The following is a 16,853-nucleotide window of genomic DNA, read 5'->3' on the forward strand; positions in this document are numbered from 1 at the left end:
GCCGCAGCAACCACCGAAGGAGCACCATGCAGTCCGACATCGAGATCGCCAACGCCGCCGTCCTGCGGCCCATCCGCGACATCGCCCGGGAGACCCTCGGCATCGACGAGGAGCACCTGGTGCCCTACGGGCACACCAAGGCCAAGGTGGACGTCGGCTACCTGGCCTCCCTCGCCGACCGGCCTCTGGGCAAGCTGGTCCTGGTGACGGCCCTCTCGCCGACCCCGCCGGGCGAGGGCAAGACCACCACGACGGTCGGGCTCACCGACGCCCTCCACGGCCTGGGCCACCGGACGGTGGCGTGCCTGCGGGAGCCGTCGATGGGACCGGTCTTCGGCATGAAGGGCGGCGCCGCCGGTGGCGGCTGGAGCCAGGTGGTGCCGATGACCGACATCAACCTGCACTTCACCGGCGACTTCGCCGCGATCGCCGCCGCGAACAACCTGCTCGCCGCCCTCATCGACAACCACGTCCACCACGGCAACGCGCTCGACATCGACGTGCGCAGCGTGACCTGGAAGCGCGTCCTCGACACCAACGACCGTGCGCTGCGCGAGGTCGTCGTCGCGCTCGGTGGTCACGTCAACGGCTTCCCTCGCGAGGACGGGTTCGACATCGTCGTCGCGTCCGAGCTGATGGCGATCTTCTGCCTCACCGAGTCGTGGGCCGACCTGAAGCGACGCATCGGCGACATCGTCATCGGCTACACCCGCGCCATGGCGCCGGTGACCGCGCGCGACCTGGGCGCGGACGGGGCGATGGCGGCGCTGCTTCGCGACGCCCTCGCGCCCAACCTCGTGCAGACGCTCGAGGGTGCGCCGGCCTTCGTGCACGGCGGCCCGTTCGCCAACATCGCCCACGGCTGCAGCTCGGTCATGGCGACCCGCGCCGGCCTGCGCCTGGCCGACATCGTGGTCACCGAGGCCGGCTTCGGCGCCGACCTGGGCGCGGAGAAGTTCGTGGACATCAAGTGCCGCAAGTCGGGCCTGCGCCCCGACGTGGCGGTCGTGGTGGCGACGGTGCGGGCGTTGAAGTACCACGGCGGCGTGGCGCTTGCGGACCTCGGCACCGAGGACGTCGCGGCGGTCGAGGCCGGCATGGTCAACCTGCGCCGCCACCTCGCCAACATCCGCGACGTGTACGGCATCCCGGCCGTCGTCGCGGTCAACCGTTTCCCCACCGACACCGACCGTGAGGTGGCGCGGGTGGTCGAGCTCGTCGCCGACGAGGGCGTGCAGGCGTTCCCGGCCACGCACTTCGCCGACGGCGGCAACGGCGCCAAGGACCTCGCCCAGGGCGTGCTCGCGACCCTGGCCGAGCCGTCGCCGTACGAGTTCTCCTTCACGTACGACGACCAGCTGTCGCTGACGGCCAAGGTGGAGGCGATCGCCACCCGGCTCTACGGCGCCGGGCAGGTCACGTGGGACGCCAAGGCCCGCCGGCGGCTGCAGCGCATCGAGCGCGACGGCTACGCCGAGCTCCCCGTCTGCGTCGCCAAGACCCAGTACTCCTTCTCGACCGACCCGACGTCCCTGGGCGCGCCCTCGGGCCACGAGCTCCACGTGCGGGAGGTACGCCTCTCGGCCGGCGCCGGGTTCGTCGTCGTGGTCTGCGGCGACATGATGACCATGCCCGGCCTCCCCCGCGACCCGTCCGCCGCCCGCATCGACCTCGCCGACGACGGGACGATCCTGGGCCTCAGCTGACCTCACCCGCTGGGCGACCTCCCCGACCAGCGGAAGGGAGTCAGTCGCCGAGCTCCGCCCGCCGGCGGATGACGTAGTCCTCGAGCTCCTCGCGGACCGCGTCGTCGAGGGCCGGCTGCTCGTAGTCCTCGAGGGTCTTCTGGTAGGCCACCTGCGCACGGTGGTTGGCGTCGTGACCGCCGCCCCGCATCCAGCGCTCGTAGTTCTCCGACGACGAGAGGAGCGGGCGGTAGAAGCAGGTGCGGAAGCGTTCCATCGTGTGCATCGCGCCGAGGAAGTGGCCGCCGTGGCCGACCTCCTGGTGGGCGTCGAAGGCCATCGAGGCCTCGTCGATCTCGAGCGGGGTGAACTCGTGGCGCAGCATCTGGAGCAGCTCGATGTCGACGATGAACTTCTCGTAGCCCGCGACCAGGCCGCCCTCGAGCCAGCCGGCCGAGTGCATCACCCAGTTGGCGCCGGCGAGGAAGGTCGGCAGCAGCGTCATGAGTGCCTCGTAGCCCGCCTGGGCGTCGGCCACCTGGGAGGACGTCAGCCCGCCACCGGTTCGGAAGGGCAGGCCGAAGTGGCGGGCGATCTGGCCGGTGCACAGCAGGCCGAGACCGGACTCCGGGGTGCCGAAGGTCGGCGAGCCGGACTGCATGTCGATGTTGGACAGGAAGGACCCGAAGATCACCGGCGTCCCGGGGCGGATCAGCTGCGACAGCGCGATGCCCGACAGCGCCTCGACGATCTGCTGGACCAGCGCCGCCGGGATCGTCACCGGCGACATCGCGCCCATCAGGATGAAGGGCGTCAGCACGACCGGCTGGCCCGCACCGGAGTACTCGAACTGCGCCTCGAGCATCCGGTCGTCCCAGCGCAGCGGCGAGTTGCAGTTGATCAGCGAGATCGTGGCCGGGGTCTCCTCGATGGCCTCCCGCGAGCCGAACAGGATCGAGGTCATCGCCAGGGTGTCGGCGGCGTTGACCCCGGAGACGACGTTGCCCATGTAGACCTTGTCGGTCAGCGTCTGCAGCGCGTAGGTCATGTCGAGGTGCCGGCTGTCGAGCGGTGTGTCGTTGGGCTCGCAGATGACACCGCCGGCGGAGTCGAGCACGGGGAACGACTGCGCGAGCTTGGTGAAGCTGCGGAAGTCCTCCATCGTGGCGTCGCGTCGTACGTCGCCCTGCCGCACGAACGGCGGGCCGTAGACGGCACCGAACGCCATCGAGTCGCCGCCGATGTGGATGTCGTGGTCGTGGTTGCGTGCCTGGACGTCGAACTCGCGGGGCGCCTTGGCCACCTGCTCGAGGACGAAGTCGGGGTCGAGGAAGACGGTGTTGTCCTCGACCCGCTGCCCGGCCCTGCGGAACAGCTCGAGGGCGCGCTCGTCCATGAACTCGACGCCGATCTCGGTCATCAGCCGTCGCCACCCCTGGTCGAGGGTGGCCATCGCCTCCTGGGACAAAACCTCGTAGCGCGGCATGGCGTTGCGGAACACGGGTCCTCCTGGGTCAGGGCTGGGTCAGGGCTGGGGATCGGGCGGGTGCAGACGTCGGCCGCGACGCCGGCCGGACCCCTTGACCGCGGCTCCCGACGGCTCTTAGCCTCATGATGTGGAACCACGGTTCCACATCATGGAACGCCTGGGAACCCCTCGACCGAAGGAGCCGTCCGTGAGCGAGGCCGCCACCGGGACGCGGGCGCTGGACCGCGCCGCCGACCTCGTCGCGACGGTCGTCCACGCCGACGAGCCGATCTCGTTCGCCGACCTGCAGGACGCCAGCGGGCTCGCGAAGTCGACGACCTCGCGGCTGCTCGCAGCGCTCGAGCGCTCGGGACTGGTGGAGCGGGTCGGGTCCGGGTCCTACGTCGCCGGCCGGCTGTTCTGGCTCTACGCCGCGCGGCACGACCCGTGGGACGAGCTGGTCCGGCTGGCCCGACCGGTCATGGAGCGCATCGGGGCCGACACCGGTGAGACGGTGCACCTCAGCGTGGCCCGTGGCGACCGGGTGGTGCAGGTGGCGCAGGTCGACTCGACCTACCTCCTCGGCACCCGCGACTGGACCGAGATCGAGGTCCCCGCCCACTGCTCCGCGCTCGGCAAGGTGCTGCTCGCCTGGGGGGCGCTCGAGCTCCCCGACGGCGAGCTCGAGCGCCCCACGCCGGCGACGCTCCCCGACCGCGACGCCGTACGCCGTGACGGCAGGCAGGCGCGCGACCGCGGGTGGACCGTCACCGAGGACGAGCTCGAGATCGGCCTCACCGGCGTCGCCGTGCCCGTCTTCGGCCTCCGCGACGACGTGGTGGCCGCGCTCGGTATCTCGGGACCAACGGCCCGTCTGGCCGAGCGGCTCGACGAGCTCGGCCACCACCTGCTCGACCAGTCCACCGCGCTGTCATCCCTGCTGCGCGGTCCCGCCCGCACCGACCCAGCCCGCCGAGACGCTCGCACCCAGGAGGTGGTCGCATGACCCCCGACGACATCCTCAAGGCCCTCTACGACGAGACGCTCGTGGGCAACGCCCCTCGTGTGCTCGAGCTGACCGAGGAGGGGCTGAACCTCTCGATGGAGCCGCAGACGCTGCTCTTCGACGCCCTGATCCCCTCGCTGGAGGAGGTCGGCGCGCGCTTCGAGCGCGGCGACTTCTTCGTCCCGGAGATGCTCATCGCCGGACGCGCCATGGCCGGCGCGATGGAGCGGCTCCGGCCGTTGCTCGCCGAGACCGGCGTGGCGACCATCGGCAAGTTCCTGATGGGCACGGTCAAGGGCGACGTCCACGACATCGGCAAGAACCTGGTCAACATCATGCTCGAGGGCGCCGGCTTCGAGGTGATCGACCTCGGCGTGCAGGTCGCGCCGGAGAAGTTCGTGGCGGCGATCGAGGAGCACCAGCCCGACATCGTCGGCTTCTCGGCCTTCCTCACCACCACGATGCCGATGTTCAAGGCCAACATGAACGCCCTCGAGAAGGCCGGCATCCGCAACGAGGTGATCGTGATGGTCGGCGGCGCACCCGTCACCCAGGAGTACGCCGACGCGGTCGGGGCCGACGGCTACGCCGCGGACGCCTCGCAGACCGTCAAGCGCGCCAAGAGCCTCATCGAGGCCAAGCGCACCAAGGTCCCTGCATGAGCCCCGCCGAGCCGCTGCGCACGGTGCTGCGCTCGGCGACCCGCGAGGTGGTCATCGGGCACGACACCCGCTTCACCCTCATCGGCGAGCGGATCAACCCCACCGGGCGCCGCATCTTCCAGCAGCAGCTCCGCGACGGCGACATGTCGGCGATCGAGCGCGACGTCAAGGCACAGGTCGAGGGCGGCGCCGACGTGCTCGACGTCAACATGGGCGTGCCGCTGACCGACGAGCCCGACCTGCTCGCCAAGGCCATCACGATGGTCCAGGAGCTCACCGACCTCCCGATCTGCATCGACTCCTCGGTGGTCGAGGCGCTCGAGGCAGGACTGTCGGTCTACCAGGGCCGGGCCCTGGTCAACTCCGTCACCGCCGAGGACGAGCGCCTCGAGCTGATCCTGCCGCTGGTGAAGAAGCACGACGCCGCGATCATCGCCCTGCCCAACGACCACGACGAGATCCCGATGGAGGCCGACAAGCGCGTCGAGCTCACCGGCAAGATCGTCCGGGTCGCCACCCAGGAGTACGGCATCGCGCAGGCCGACATCGTCATCGATCCCCTCGCGATGCCCATCGGCGCCGACACGACCACCAGCCTGGTGACCTTCGAGGTGATGCGCCGCATCCGCGACGACTTCGGGGTCAACATGACCTGTGGTGCCTCCAACGTCTCGTTCGGCATGCCCGGCCGGCACACGCTCAACGGCACGTGGCTCCCGATGGCCATGACCTCCGGGCTGACGAGCGCGATCATGGACGCCCGCACACCCCACGTGGTCGAGGCGGTCAAGGCGGCCGACGTGTTCCTCGGCCACGACGACTGGGGCATGGCCTGGATCAGCGCGCACCGCGCCAAGCAGGACGCGGAGAAGGTGTGACGACACCCCACGGGCCCGCGTCATGAGCGGGCCACCCGACGGCCCCGACTTCACGCTGGCCGACGTCGCCCGCGAGGGCCTCCTCGAGCGGCCGGGCACGGAGCCTGCCACCCACGACGGCACGGGCCGCGTCGGTCTCGCCTTCACCGTCCGGACCAGGGCCGAGGACGGGTCCGACGTCCCGCCGGCGGTGCGCGACGTACGCGTGCCACCCGGGGTGACCGTCTTCGACGCCGCGTCGTGGAACGGCATCGCCATCGACTCCACCTGCGGCGGCCACGGCACCTGCCACAAGTGCCGCATCCGGGTCACCTCCGACAGCGCGACCCCGGTCACCCGGCACGACGTGCGCACCTTCACCCCCGCCCAGCTCGAGGAGGGCTGGCGGCTCGGCTGCCTGCTCCACGCCACCCGCGACCTCGCCGTCGAGGTGCCCCCGCTGACCACCCGGCCGAAGGCCGCGACCGTCGGGATCGGGCGCCAGGTGATCCTGCGCCCGGCCCTGCAGAAGCGCTACGTCGAGCTCGACGAGGCCACGCTCGCCGACCAGCGCACCGACCTCGTACGCCTCACCGACGCGATCGACGACCTCGAGCTCACCGCCGACCTCCACGTGCTGCGCCGGCTGTCCACGGTGCTGCGCCAGGCCGACTTCAAGGTCACCGCGGTCATCCTCGACGAGGCCCTCGTCGACGTCGAGCCCGGCGACACCACGGGTGCGCGCTACGCCATCGCGTTCGACCTCGGCACCACGACGGTCGTCGGCACGCTGCTCGACGTCGGCACCGGCACCCCGCTGGCGGTCGCGTCGACGCTCAACGCGCAGCAGCCCTTCGGCGGCGACGTCATCACCCGGATCAGCGCCACGATGATGGACCCCGACGCGCTCGGGCGGCTCCAGCAGGCCGCCGGCACCACGCTCTCGTCGCTCGCGACGCAGGTGTGCCGGGAGGCGCAGGTGGACCCGGCCCACGTCTACGAGGTGGCGGTGGCGGGCAACGCGACGATGACGGCCCTCGCCCTCGGCATCGACCCCGAGCCGCTCGGCGTCGCCCCCTTCGTGATGTCGGCCGCCCAGCCGCCCTCGGTCCTCGCCTCCGACCTGGGCCTGAGCCTGCACCCGCGTGCGCGCGCCTTCCTGTTCCCCGCGCTCGGCGCCTACGTGGGCGGCGACATCGTGGCGGGCATGCTCGCCAGCGGGATGGACCGCGACAAGCGCACCCGGCTGTTCATCGACGTCGGCACCAACTGCGAGATCGTGCTCAGCGACGGCGAGACCATCCTGTCGACCGCCGCGCCCGCCGGGCCGGCGTTCGAGGGCGGGGCCATCCGGTGCGGCATGCGAGCCGCCGACGGTGCCATCGAGGTGGTCAAGGTCGACCCCCACGCCGAGGGCGACGACCCCGCCGTCACGCTGCAGGTCATCGGTGACGTCGAGCCCAGGGGCCTGTGCGGCTCGGGCCTGGTCGACGCCGTTGCCGAGCTCGTCCGCGTCGGCCTCCTCGACTCCTCGGGCCGGCTCGTGCCCGAGGAGGACGCCAAGGACGTCGCCCCCGCGCTGGCCGACCGGCTGGCACGGATCGGCGAGGAACGGGTGTTCGTCCTGCACCGGCCCGCGCCCGACGCCGAGCCTGCCGAGTGCGTCTACCTCTCCCAGCGCGACGTGCGCGAGCTGCAGTTCGCCAAGGCGGCCATCTCCACGGGTTGGTCGCTGCTCCTCGAGGAGCTCGGCCTCGAGCACCGCGACGTGCAGCAGGTGCTGCTCGCGGGCTCGTTCGGCAGCTACCTCTCCCCCGCGTCGGCGGTCCGCATCGGGCTGGTGCCGAAGCTGCCCGTGCTGCGCATCGTCGCCGCGGGCAACGTGGCCGGCGAGGGCGCCAAGATGGCGCTGCTGTCGGTGCGCGAGCGGGCCGGTGCGCTGGCCCTGCTGGAGGAGGTGACCTATGTCGAGCTCTCCGACCGCCCCGACTTCAACGACGCCTTCGTCGACCAGCTCTCGTTCAAGCCCTGAGGGCCGGGTCGCGCTGATCGCGTGCGGCGCCATCGCGCAGCCCGCGGCCGCGGTCGTCGGACGGCACGACTGGCCCGTCGACGTGCACCCCCTGCCCCCGCTGCTGCACAACCGCCCCGACCGGATCGCCGACGAGGTGCGGGTGCTGGCCCAGCGCCTCGGCCGCTCCTACGGCCGGGTCGTGGTCGGCTACGCCGACTGCGGGACGTACGGCGCCCTCGACGCCGTCTGCGACGAGCTCGGGCTCCGGCGGCTCCCGGGGCTGCACTGCTACGACGTCTACGCCGGGCAGTCACGCCTCGAGCGGTTCTTCGACGAGCAGCCGGGCACCTACCTGCTGACCGACTTCCTCGTCCGGTCGTTCGACCGCACGGTCGTGCGGGAGCTCGGCCTCGACCGCTACCCCGAGCTCCGCGACACCTACTTCGGCCACTACACGCGCGTCGTCTGGCTGGCCCAGGAGCCGGACGAGGAGCTGCGCACCCTCGCCGCCGGTGCGGCGGAGAGCCTCGGGCTGCCGCTCACCGTGGTGGAGACCGGCGACCACGGCCTCGAGCGGGCGCTCGCCGACCTCGTCCGCTAGTCGCGCAGCCGCCGGAGCAGGTCGGTGCGCCAGGCCTCGGTCTCGCCGATCTGGTTGAACGTGAAGACGTGGAGGCCCTCGACCAGCGCGCCGTCCTCACCCAGTGCCGGCGCGCACTTCTCCAGGAAGCTCTCCCCGGTGAAGCCGCCCGGCGCCGCGAGCCGGGCGAAGAGGCCCTTGTTCTTGGCGAGGAACTTCGTCGACTCGCCCACCCCGATGCGGGTGGCCATGCCGAGCAGCTTGGCGCGCTCGACCGGCCCCGGGAGGCCGACCAGCAGGGGCATCGTCACCCCGCGGTTGCGCAGCCGCCGGATCCAGTCGCGGACGAGGGCGGGGTCGAAGGTCAGGTTGCTGACGATGTGGGTCGCGTAGTGCCTCTTGTCCCACATCGACTGGACGGTGAGGTCGTCGTGGATGGTCGGGTGCGACTCGGGATAGCCGGTGATGCCGACGTGGGAGAAGGGCGACCCGAGGTCCCGGAGGTCCTGCAGCAGCGCGAGGGCGTCGGGGTAGTCGCCGGCCGCTTCGGCATCGCCTCCCGGCACGAAGACGCGGCTGATGCCCTTGCCGACCAGCCGCTCGGCGATCTCCTCGAGCTCGCTCCGACCGGTCACCATCCGGGCTGCGAGGTGGGGCACCGCGACGTAGCCATGACCGGTGAGGCGCTCGGCGAGGTCGAGCGTCGCCTCCAGTCCCTTGCTCGGGGACGCGGTCACGGTCACCACGCGGTCGCGCGGCAGGTGCTCGAGGACCTTGTCCTCGGTGGACGCCGTCGGCAGCACCTCGTAGCGCGCCTGGTCGAGGAGCCGGATGAGCGTCGCGGCCGATCGCTTGTTGCGCATGAAGCAACTCATCTCGTGATACGCATCAGACGTGCTCACTGTAGTGGCTCGAGCATCGCAGGAGAAGGGACGCGAGGACGCCGGACGGGCGGCCGCCACCATCGTGGCGACCGCCCGTCCGTCGGGGGGTCAGGAGCGCACCCGGTTGCGCTGCACCAGGCGCCAGCCGACGACGTACGACGGCGCGTAGCAGAGCACCGCGAGGGCGATGCCGAGCGGACCGCCGACCATGCCGAAGGCGATCATCGGGAGCAGGCTCAACGGCACGAGCCACCACGCGATCACCCCGGCCCGGGCGAGACCGGCGTAGAGCACCGGGAAGCCCAGCAGGCCGAAGACCTTGGCCGACAGGAGCCACACGGCGACCGACGGGGCCGTGCTGATCTCGTCGAACACCGAGACGGCCGCCGCGGGCGACAGCTGGTGGTCCAGCGCAGGCAGGACCCAGTCGCTGTAGAGCAGGCCGGAGAACTGGATCGACCCGAACGCCGCGGCCAGCCCGCCGAGCACGGTGAGCGTACGACCCCGGCGTCCCCGCACCAGGCCGATCGCGGCGATCGCGCCGAACGTCGCGAGCACCCACGAGTAGTGGAAGAGGTTGGCCGACAGTCCGGTCAGGAAGGGGTCGGCGCCCAGCGACTCGATGTAGGCGCCGGGGCTGCCGTCCTCCTGCGGCGGGCTGGTCGCTGCGCCGGCGACGAACAGCACCGATGACAGCGCCAGGGCGACGCCGCCGAGGGCGCCGAGCGTCCCCGACGGGCTCGAGGGCTCCGGCCCGTCGAGCCGGGTGGCGCGGCCGGTGGTCGGGATGGTGGTGGGCGAGCTGGTCACGGTGTGTCCTTCGGTGAGGTGGTCGTTCTGACGCCTCGAAGTCTTCGACGGCAGGGACGCGCCGCGGATCGGCCGCGCAGCCCGACCCGGCCGCCCCGGCGGACCGCTCGCGAGTGCCCGGGGTCCTCCCCGGAGAGGATGTGCGGGTCGTCCCCGTGGACGACCCTCGCGGGGCCCCGCGCTCCCTAGAGTGGGCGCATGGACAGCACGGCTCGTCGCACGGCGGCCCACCTCGTGGTCGCCGCGGTCGTCGCGGTCGCGGCGCTCTTCGAGGCCGGCTACGGCGGCCCCGGCGCGGCCCTGTCGCCCGTGAGCGTCCTGGCTGCTCTGCTGACGGGAGCGTCCCTGGCGGTCAGCCGGTGGTTCCCGCTGGCCGGCGTCCTGCTGCTCAGCGCGTCCATGGTCGCCGCCCAGCTGCTCAGCTCGTCCGGACTGCCGACGGTGGGTGGGGCGCAGCTGATCGCCTACGTCCTGCTCGTCGGCAACGCCGCCTACGTCCTGCCGCGCACCCCGGGTCTCGCCGCCTACGCCGTCTCGGCCGTCGTGCCGCCGCTGTGCATCGTCATCGAGGGTGAGTCGGTCTGGGAGTTCGTCTTCTTCGCCCTCATCCTCGCGCCCGCGTGGGCCGTCGGCGTCCTGCTGCGCCGCGAGCAGCTGCGATCGGCCGAGCTGGCCGCCCTGGCAGCCGAGCTCCGGGCCGAGCGGGAGAAGCAGGCGGAGGTCGCCGTGGCCGAGGAGCGCACCCGGATCTCGCGAGAGCTCCACGACGCCGTGGCGCACACGGTCAGCGTGATGACCCTGCAGGTCGGGGTCGTGCGCCGCCGCCAGCAGCCCGGGTCGGTCGAGGAGGAGACCCTGCTGCGCGCCGAGGGCCTCGGACGCCAGGCCGTCGACGAGCTGCGGCGGATCGTGGGGATCGTGCGCCGGGGCCAGTCCGCCGCCCTCGCTCCCCTGCCGTCGCTCGACCTGCTTCCCGACCTGGTGGACGAGGTACGCCGCACCGGCGCCGTCGTGACGCTGGAGACCTCGGGCGACACCTCGACCGTGCCGCGCGCCGTCGGCATGTCGGCCTACCGCGTCGCCCAGGAGGGCCTCACCAACGCCCTGCGGCACGCGCCGGGGGCGTCGGTCGTCGTGCGCGTCGACGTCGGCCCCGGCGAGGTCCGGGTCAGCGTCGACAACGCAGCCGCCGCGGGTGCGGCCGCCACACCCGTGGGAGACCCCGCCCACGGCGGCCACGGGCTCGCGGGGCTGCGGGAGCGGGTCTCCGTGCTGGGCGGTGACCTGGTGGCGGGCCCGACCGCGGACGGCGGGCACCGGCTCACCGCGACCCTGCCGACCGCCGTGACGGTGTCCAGGTGAGCGGGCAGGTGAGCGGGCAGGTGAGCGGCGCGTCGCTGCGCGTCGTGGTCGCCGACGACGAGGCGATGGTCCGGGCCGGCCTGCGGCTGCTGATCGACGGCGAGGCCGACCTGCAGGTCGTCGGGGAGGCGGTCGACGGGGAGGACGCGGTCCGGGTCGTGCGCGACCTGCGCCCGGACGTCGTGCTGATGGACGTGCGGATGCCCCGCCTCAACGGGCTCGACGCGGCGCGCGAGGTGCTGGCCGAGGTGCCGGGCACCCAGGTCGTGGTGCTGACGACCTTCGACGAGGACGAGGTGGTCGACGAGGCCCTGCGTCGCGGGGTCGCGGGCTTCCTGCTGAAGAGCTCACCACCCGAGGACATGCTCGACGCCGTACGCCGCGCAGCCGCAGGGCAGGGCGTGATCGACCCGAGCGTCGTGCCCGGCGTCATCGCGAGGCTGGGCCGGTCGCCCGTGGCACGTCAGCGGGCGCCCGAGCTGGACCTGCTCACCCCGCGGGAGACCGACGTGCTGCGCCTGGTCGGCCTGGGACTCTCCAACGCCGAGATCGCCGCCGACCTCTACCTCGGCGAGACGACGGTCAAGACCCACCTCGGCCGGGTGCTGGACAAGCTGGCGCTGCGCGACCGCGCCCGCGCCATCGCCTGGGCCCACCAGTCGGGCCTGCTCGAGGACGACCGGACATGACGAAGGGCGGCCACCCCGACCGGGGTGACCGCCCTTCGACGGTTGCTGCGGAACAGCAGGTGCTAGCCCAGGGGCCAGCAGCGCGTCACTTGACGGTGACGGTGGCGCCGGCGGCCTCGAGGGCCTCCTTGGCCTTGTCCGCGGCCTCCTTGGTGGCGTTCTCGAGGATCGTCTTGGGGGCGGCCTCGACGAGGTCCTTGGCCTCCTTCAGACCGAGGGAGGTCAGGGCGCGCACCTCCTTGATGACGTTGATCTTCTTGTCGCCGGCGGCCTCGAGGACGACCTCGAAGTCGTCCTTGTCCTCGGCGGCGGCGGCGTCGCCACCGGCGGCACCACCGGCAGCCGGGGCGGCGGCCACGGCAACGGGGGCAGCGGCGGTCACGCCGAAGGTGTCCTCGAACTGCTTCACGAACTCGGAGAGCTCGATCAGGGTCATCTCCTTGAAGGCGTCAAGGAGCTCGTCGGTGCTGAGCTTCGCCATGATGGCAAACCTTTCCTTGTGTGGCGCGGTCGCTGGTGCGGCTGCGCCGGGGTTTCAGGTGGTGTACGTCGGCCTGGTCAGGCGTCGGTGGACTCGGCGGCCGTGTCGGCCGACTCGTCGGTCGCCTCGGGCTCGGCGGCCTCCGAAGAGGTGGCCTCCTCCGCCGGGGCGTCCTCGGCAGCGGGAGCATCCGGCGTACCGGCACCACCTGCGAGGATCGAGGGGTCCTGCTCGGCCTTGGCCTGCAGCGCACCCGCGAGACGGGCGGCCTGGGCGATCGGCGCGTTGAGCAGGTAGACGGCCTGGGAGAGCGAGGCGAGCATCGCGCCCGCCAGCTTGCCCATCAGCACCTCGCGCGACTCGAGGTCAGCCAGCTTGGCGACCTCGGCAGCGTCGAGCGGCTTGCCGTCCAGGACTCCACCCTTGATGACAAGGGCGGGGTTTGCCTTGGCAAAGTCACGCAGACCCTTGGCGGCCTCGACCACGTCTCCATTGATGAAGGCGATGGCGGTGGGGCCGGTCAGCAGGTCGTCGAAGCCTTCGATGCCAGCCTCGGTGGCGGCGATCTTGGCCAGCGTGTTCTTGACCACGGCGTAGTTGGCGTTCTCGCCGAGGGAGCGCCGCAGGTCCTGCAGCTGCTTCACGGTGAGCCCGCGGTACTCGGTCAGCACAGCGCCGGCGGAGTCGTTGAAGGACTCAACGATCTCTGCGACGGCGGCAGTCTTTTCTGGCCGCGCCATGGGTCTCCTTCCGGGGTTGACCACCGGCGTCGGGCCCACAGACGACGAACGCCCTGAGCACAGGCTCAGGGCGTGGGTGCGGACGGAGCCGCTGCTCTGAAATCCTGCGCCGGCCGCCCGCTGCTGCGGACCTTCGCATCCCGAGCGTTGGAGCTCGTGATGAACCTGCGGTCTCTGGTTTCGAGAGGGAACAGTACGCGCCGGGGCACGGACCAGACAAATCGGCGGAGCGGACCCGCAAACCGGCCAATCCTCCCACGCCGGTCGCCCATCACTGGTGCAATGTCCCCGTGGACCACCAGCTCATGACCGTCGGAGCCTCCCTGGCTCGTAGCGACGAACGCATGCTCACCGGACGCAACGCCGCCGGACGCCTCTGGAAGACCGGCTTCGTGGGTCTCGACCCCATCATCGGTGGCGGGATGCGCGCCGGCTCCCTGGTGCTGCTCGCGGGCCCGCAGGGCCTCGGCAAGTCGACCTTCGCGCTGCAGGTCGCCCGCAACAACGCCGCGACCGGCCGCCCGGTCCTCTACTTCTCCTACGAGCACGACGCCGAGGACCTCACGCAGAAGCTGATCGCCATGGAGGCGGGCGAGCTCGACGAGTCCGACCAGGTGCGGGTCAACAGCATCAGGTCGATCTTCGACGACCTGTGGGTGAGCTCGCTCGAGCACCGCCTGGAGTCGGTGCCCGCCGGCGTCGAGGCGCTGACCCGCGTCGCCCAGTACTCCGAGATGCTCTTCGTCCACCGCTCCACCGGCACCCGCACCGACCTCGCCGCGATCCAGGCGGCCATCCAGGCGGTGCGCGAGCTGTCGGGGTCCACGCCGCTCGTGATCGTCGACTACCTGCAGAAGGTGAAGTCCAGCCACCCCGACGAGGAGTCGAGCACCACCGAGATTGTCGAGGGCCTCAAGGACCTCGCCATCGACATCAGCGCCCCGGTCCTCGCGATCGCCGCGGCCGAGAAGGAGGCGCTCCGCTCCGGCAAGCGGATGCGCGCCAACGACCTGCGCGGGTCGAGCGCACTGGCCTACGAGGCCGACGTCGTGCTGGTGCTCAACAACAAGTTCGACATCGTCGCGCGGCACCACCTGACCTACGACCTCGGCAACGCCGAGCGGTTCCGCGAGTACGCCGTCCTGACCGTCGAGAAGAACCGGTTCGGTCGCGACGGCGCGGTGCTGCAGTTCCGTACCCGCTTCGACCAGGGCCGCTACGAGCCCGAGGGCACCGAGGTCAAGGAGCAGCTGATCGACGAGCGGGTCTTCCGGGAGTGAGCCGACGGCGAGTGCGCTGAGACGGCCGGGCCTTGCTCACATGCCCGGCGCCTCGGTGATCTGGCTGCTCGGGGGCGCCTCGATCTCGACGTCGGTGCCGAAGTCGGAGTAGGTGCCCTCGGTCGTCGTGGTGGTCGGCTTGCCGCCGCCGGCGCCCGGGAGCTCCATCGTCTGGGTGAACCTGCGCGGCAGGTTGTCGGCGTCGACCCACATCTCGGTCACCAGCTCGTCGGGCATCATGTCGGCCATCGCGGCCGGGAACTCCATGGCCTTGAGGTACTGCGTCGGGTCGAGGGTGATCCGGTAGTGGTTGGCCTCGACGCCGTCCACCTCCTCCGAGCCGACCAGCTCGAGGTTCTTCGGCTTCTCCATGGCCTCGAACATGACCTCGGGGTCGGTGGCCTTGCCGATCATCCCGAACAGCGAGTTCGGGTCGCTCAGGTCGATCTTCAGCCACTTGTCGCCCATGCCGAGCTCGGGCGACTTCATGTACATCGCCTTGTCGATGAGGATCATCTCCATCGACTGGGCGCCGCTTCCGGAGGCCTTCATCTCCACGCCGTCGTCGCCGAAGCGGGCCTGCCCCGTCATGGTCTGGGACTGGCCCGCGGCGCCCGACGTGGTCTCGAACGAGAACGTCTCGGCAGACCTCATGGCATCCATGACGGCCGGGTAGAAGTCGTCGGCCGAGAGCTCGGTGAGCGACGCCTCGGCGGGCTCCTCGGTCTCGTCGGTGCGCTCGTCGGTCGACGTGCCCTCGTCGGTGCTCTCGTCGGTCGCCGAGCTCGAGGTGTCGGAGGAGCCGGAGTCGTCGCTGCACGCAGCGAGCCCGACCCCCAGGGTCAGCACCAGGGCGACGGAGCCGAGGCGGCGGGTGAGGGACGGGACGCGCATGTGTGTCTCCTGGGACGAGTGGTACGACGGGTGGTGCGGCAGGTGTGCCACTGACGTTCTACCCGATGGACCCCCAGCCAAACGGCGCCAGGCACGTGGGAAGCACGACGGCCCGGCCGCCCCGAGGGGCGACCGGGCCGTGCTGCGCGGTGGATCAGGCCTGGACGGCCTCGTCCTCCGACGCGACGTTCTTCACGCGGTTCGGGTCGACCTGGATGCCGGGACCCATCGTCGTGGAGACGGTGACCTTCTTGATGTAGCGGCCCTTGGAGCTGGCCGGCTTGAGACGCAGCACCTCCTCGAGCGCAGCGGCGTAGTTCTCCGCGAGCTGGACCTCGGAGAAGGAGGCCTTGCCGATGATGAAGTGCAGGTTGGCGTGGCGGTCGACGCGGAACTCGATCTTGCCGCCCTTGATGTCCGTGACGGCCTTGGCGACGTCGGGGGTCACCGTGCCGGTCTTCGGGTTGGGCATGAGCGAGCGCGGGCCCAGGACGCGACCGAGGCGGCCCACCTTGCCCATCATGTCGGGCGTCGCGACGACGGCGTCGAAGTCGAGCCAGCCGCCGGCGACCTTCTCGATCAGCTCGTCGCCACCGACGAACTCGGCGCCGGCCTCACGGGCGGCCTCGGCCTTGTCGGCGTTGGCGAACACGAGGACACGGGCGGTCTTGCCGGTGCCGTGCGGGAGGTTGACGGTGCCGCGGACCATCTGGTCGGCCTTGCGCGGGTCGACACCCAGGCGCATGACGACGTCGAGGGTCTCGTCGAACTTCTTCTTGGAGCCACCCTTGGCGATCTTGATGGCGGCCAGCGGCGCGTAGAGCTCGTCCTTGTCGAACGTCTCCGCGGCCGCGCGGTAGGTCTTGCTGCGCTGCATGGTCTTCTCGTTTCTGTCGTGCGAAGGATGTGGTTTAGGCGAGCCAGCGCGGCTCTCCCACGGTCAGTGCTGAACTGCTGAGCTCACGAGCTCGCTCAGCTGTCGGTGGTGACGCCCATCGAGCGCGCAGTGCCCTCGACGATCTTCATGGCGGCCTCGACGTCGTTGGCGTTGAGGTCGGGCAGCTTGGTGGTCGCGATCTCGCGCACCTGGTCCTTGGTCAGCTTGCCGACCTTGTCCTTGTGCGGGACGCCGGAACCCTTGGACAGGCCGGCGGCCTTCTTGATGAGCTCGGCGGCCGGCGGGGTCTTGGTGATGAAGTCGAACGAGCGGTCCTCGTAGATGGTGATCTCGACGGGGATCACGTTGCCGCGCATGGACTCGGTCTGGGCGTTGTAGGCCTTGCAGAAGTCCATGATGTTGACGCCGTGCGGACCGAGCGCCGTACCGACCGGCGGGGCCGGGGTGGCCGAACCGGCCTGCAGCTGCACCTTGACGAGTGCGGCGATCTTCTTCTTGGGAGGCATAGCCTTCTTCTTTCTCTCGTGTGGTCATGACGAGGGC

The 16,853-nt window shown here is 71.2% G+C and carries 17 protein-coding genes; 9 read left to right on the forward strand and 8 right to left on the reverse strand.

All coding sequences use genetic code 11. The features are described 5' to 3' along the window. Positions 1-26 precede the first annotated feature (26 nt). Positions 27-1,706 (forward strand): formate--tetrahydrofolate ligase, encoded by a 1,680-nt coding sequence (locus tag AC3A3L_RS04680; protein WP_487638862.1) that lies wholly within the window; start codon positions 27-29, stop codon positions 1,704-1,706. Positions 1,707-1,746: 40 nt separating this feature from the next. Here the strand turns inward: AC3A3L_RS04680 and AC3A3L_RS04685 are convergent, their stop codons facing one another. Then, complete coding sequence (locus AC3A3L_RS04685; RefSeq protein WP_487638863.1) at positions 1,747-3,186, reverse strand: trimethylamine methyltransferase family protein; 1,440 nt, start codon at positions 3,184-3,186, stop codon at positions 1,747-1,749. A gap of 175 nt (positions 3,187-3,361) precedes the next feature. Between AC3A3L_RS04685 and AC3A3L_RS04690 the strand changes: the two genes are divergently transcribed. From AC3A3L_RS04690 to AC3A3L_RS04710, 5 genes are all read left to right on the forward strand, one after another. Further along, positions 3,362-4,159, forward strand: coding sequence for an IclR family transcriptional regulator (locus AC3A3L_RS04690; RefSeq protein WP_487638864.1), 798 nt, complete (start codon positions 3,362-3,364; stop codon positions 4,157-4,159). Next, positions 4,156-4,821 (forward strand): corrinoid protein, encoded by a 666-nt coding sequence (locus tag AC3A3L_RS04695; RefSeq protein WP_487638865.1) that lies wholly within the window; start codon positions 4,156-4,158, stop codon positions 4,819-4,821. Before AC3A3L_RS04690 ends, AC3A3L_RS04695 begins: the two co-directional genes overlap by 4 nt. Further along, on the forward strand, positions 4,818-5,699 hold the full coding sequence (locus tag AC3A3L_RS04700; RefSeq protein WP_487638866.1) for a dihydropteroate synthase: 882 nt from the start codon (positions 4,818-4,820) through the stop codon (positions 5,697-5,699). Before AC3A3L_RS04695 ends, AC3A3L_RS04700 begins: the two co-directional genes overlap by 4 nt. Positions 5,700-5,721: 22 nt before the next feature. After that, positions 5,722-7,710 carry an ASKHA domain-containing protein gene (locus AC3A3L_RS04705; protein ID WP_487638867.1) on the forward strand — a complete coding sequence of 663 codons (1,989 nt, stop codon included), beginning with the start codon at positions 5,722-5,724 and terminating at the stop codon, positions 7,708-7,710. An 82-nt stretch (positions 7,711-7,792) separates the two neighbouring features. Next, entirely contained in the window at positions 7,793-8,293 is a 501-nt protein-coding gene (locus AC3A3L_RS04710; RefSeq protein WP_487638868.1) for a DUF1638 domain-containing protein, read from the forward strand. On the opposite strand, the gene AC3A3L_RS04715 is transcribed toward AC3A3L_RS04710, so the two are convergent. Both AC3A3L_RS04715 and AC3A3L_RS04720 read right to left on the reverse strand, forming a co-directional pair. Next, positions 8,290-9,135 carry a methylenetetrahydrofolate reductase gene (locus tag AC3A3L_RS04715; protein WP_487638869.1) on the reverse strand — a complete coding sequence of 282 codons (846 nt, stop codon included), beginning with the start codon at positions 9,133-9,135 and terminating at the stop codon, positions 8,290-8,292. The two genes, AC3A3L_RS04710 and AC3A3L_RS04715, sit on opposite strands and share 4 nt — an antisense overlap. Before the next feature lie 129 nt (positions 9,136-9,264). After that, positions 9,265-9,966 (reverse strand): hypothetical protein, encoded by a 702-nt coding sequence (locus tag AC3A3L_RS04720; protein ID WP_487638870.1) that lies wholly within the window; start codon positions 9,964-9,966, stop codon positions 9,265-9,267. Between the two features lie 198 nt (positions 9,967-10,164). Here AC3A3L_RS04720 and AC3A3L_RS04725 point away from each other — a divergent pair, with 198 nt between their 5' ends. Then, entirely contained in the window at positions 10,165-11,328 is a 1,164-nt protein-coding gene (locus AC3A3L_RS04725; RefSeq protein WP_487638871.1) for a sensor histidine kinase, read from the forward strand. Further along, the gene (locus tag AC3A3L_RS04730; protein WP_487638872.1) at positions 11,325-12,017 is read left to right on the forward strand and encodes a response regulator; all 693 of its coding nucleotides are present in this window, start codon (positions 11,325-11,327) and stop codon (positions 12,015-12,017) included. Before AC3A3L_RS04725 ends, AC3A3L_RS04730 begins: the two co-directional genes overlap by 4 nt. An 85-nt stretch (positions 12,018-12,102) precedes the next feature. Here the strand turns inward: AC3A3L_RS04730 and rplL are convergent, their stop codons facing one another. Then, on the reverse strand, positions 12,103-12,498 hold the full coding sequence (gene rplL, locus AC3A3L_RS04735) for a 50S ribosomal protein L7/L12 (protein ID WP_268109737.1): 396 nt from the start codon (positions 12,496-12,498) through the stop codon (positions 12,103-12,105). Between the two features lie 77 nt (positions 12,499-12,575). Then, entirely contained in the window at positions 12,576-13,238 is a 663-nt protein-coding gene (gene rplJ / locus AC3A3L_RS04740) for a 50S ribosomal protein L10 (RefSeq protein ID WP_487638873.1), read from the reverse strand. A gap of 344 nt (positions 13,239-13,582) precedes the next feature. Here rplJ and AC3A3L_RS04745 point away from each other — a divergent pair, with 344 nt between their 5' ends. Beyond that, the gene (locus tag AC3A3L_RS04745; protein ID WP_487638874.1) at positions 13,583-14,518 is read left to right on the forward strand and encodes a DnaB-like helicase C-terminal domain-containing protein; all 936 of its coding nucleotides are present in this window, start codon (positions 13,583-13,585) and stop codon (positions 14,516-14,518) included. A gap of 36 nt (positions 14,519-14,554) precedes the next feature. Here AC3A3L_RS04745 and AC3A3L_RS04750 read toward each other — a convergent pair whose 3' ends face one another. From AC3A3L_RS04750 to rplK, 3 genes are all read right to left on the reverse strand, one after another. Further along, positions 14,555-15,412: an SCO4651 family lipoprotein gene (locus AC3A3L_RS04750; RefSeq protein WP_487638875.1), complete on the reverse strand. Its 858-nt coding sequence runs from the start codon at positions 15,410-15,412 to the stop codon at positions 14,555-14,557. A 154-nt stretch (positions 15,413-15,566) separates the two neighbouring features. Beyond that, a complete protein-coding gene (rplA, locus tag AC3A3L_RS04755) occupies positions 15,567-16,289 on the reverse strand; it encodes a 50S ribosomal protein L1 (protein ID WP_268109733.1) in 723 nt (240 codons plus the stop codon). 95 nt (positions 16,290-16,384) lie between these two features. Next, positions 16,385-16,816, reverse strand: a complete 432-nt coding sequence (rplK, locus tag AC3A3L_RS04760; protein ID WP_268109732.1) for a 50S ribosomal protein L11 — start codon at positions 16,814-16,816, stop codon at positions 16,385-16,387. Positions 16,817-16,853: the final 37 nt, after the last annotated feature.

The sequence above is a fragment of the Nocardioides sp. Soil_C_8 genome (genome assembly GCF_057656315.1).

Coding starts and splice junctions, on each gene's coding strand:
- AC3A3L_RS04705 (WP_487638867.1), top strand. CDS start 5,722: ATGAGCGGGCCACCCGACGGCCCCGACTTCACGCTGGCCGACGTCGCC.
- AC3A3L_RS04700 (WP_487638866.1), top strand. CDS start 4,818: ATGAGCCCCGCCGAGCCGCTGCGCACGGTGCTGCGCTCGGCGACCCGC.
- AC3A3L_RS04745 (WP_487638874.1), top strand. CDS start 13,583: ATGCTCACCGGACGCAACGCCGCCGGACGCCTCTGGAAGACCGGCTTC.
- rplK (WP_268109732.1), bottom strand. CDS start 16,816: ATGCCTCCCAAGAAGAAGATCGCCGCACTCGTCAAGGTGCAGCTGCAG.
- AC3A3L_RS04715 (WP_487638869.1), bottom strand. CDS start 9,135: ATGCGCAACAAGCGATCGGCCGCGACGCTCATCCGGCTCCTCGACCAG.
- rplL (WP_268109737.1), bottom strand. CDS start 12,498: ATGGCGAAGCTCAGCACCGACGAGCTCCTTGACGCCTTCAAGGAGATG.
- rplJ (WP_487638873.1), bottom strand. CDS start 13,238: ATGGCGCGGCCAGAAAAGACTGCCGCCGTCGCAGAGATCGTTGAGTCC.
- rplA (WP_268109733.1), bottom strand. CDS start 16,289: ATGCAGCGCAGCAAGACCTACCGCGCGGCCGCGGAGACGTTCGACAAG.
- AC3A3L_RS04695 (WP_487638865.1), top strand. CDS start 4,156: ATGACCCCCGACGACATCCTCAAGGCCCTCTACGACGAGACGCTCGTG.
- AC3A3L_RS04680 (WP_487638862.1), top strand. CDS start 27: ATGCAGTCCGACATCGAGATCGCCAACGCCGCCGTCCTGCGGCCCATC.
- AC3A3L_RS04725 (WP_487638871.1), top strand. CDS start 10,165: ATGGACAGCACGGCTCGTCGCACGGCGGCCCACCTCGTGGTCGCCGCG.
- AC3A3L_RS04750 (WP_487638875.1), bottom strand. CDS start 15,412: ATGCGCGTCCCGTCCCTCACCCGCCGCCTCGGCTCCGTCGCCCTGGTG.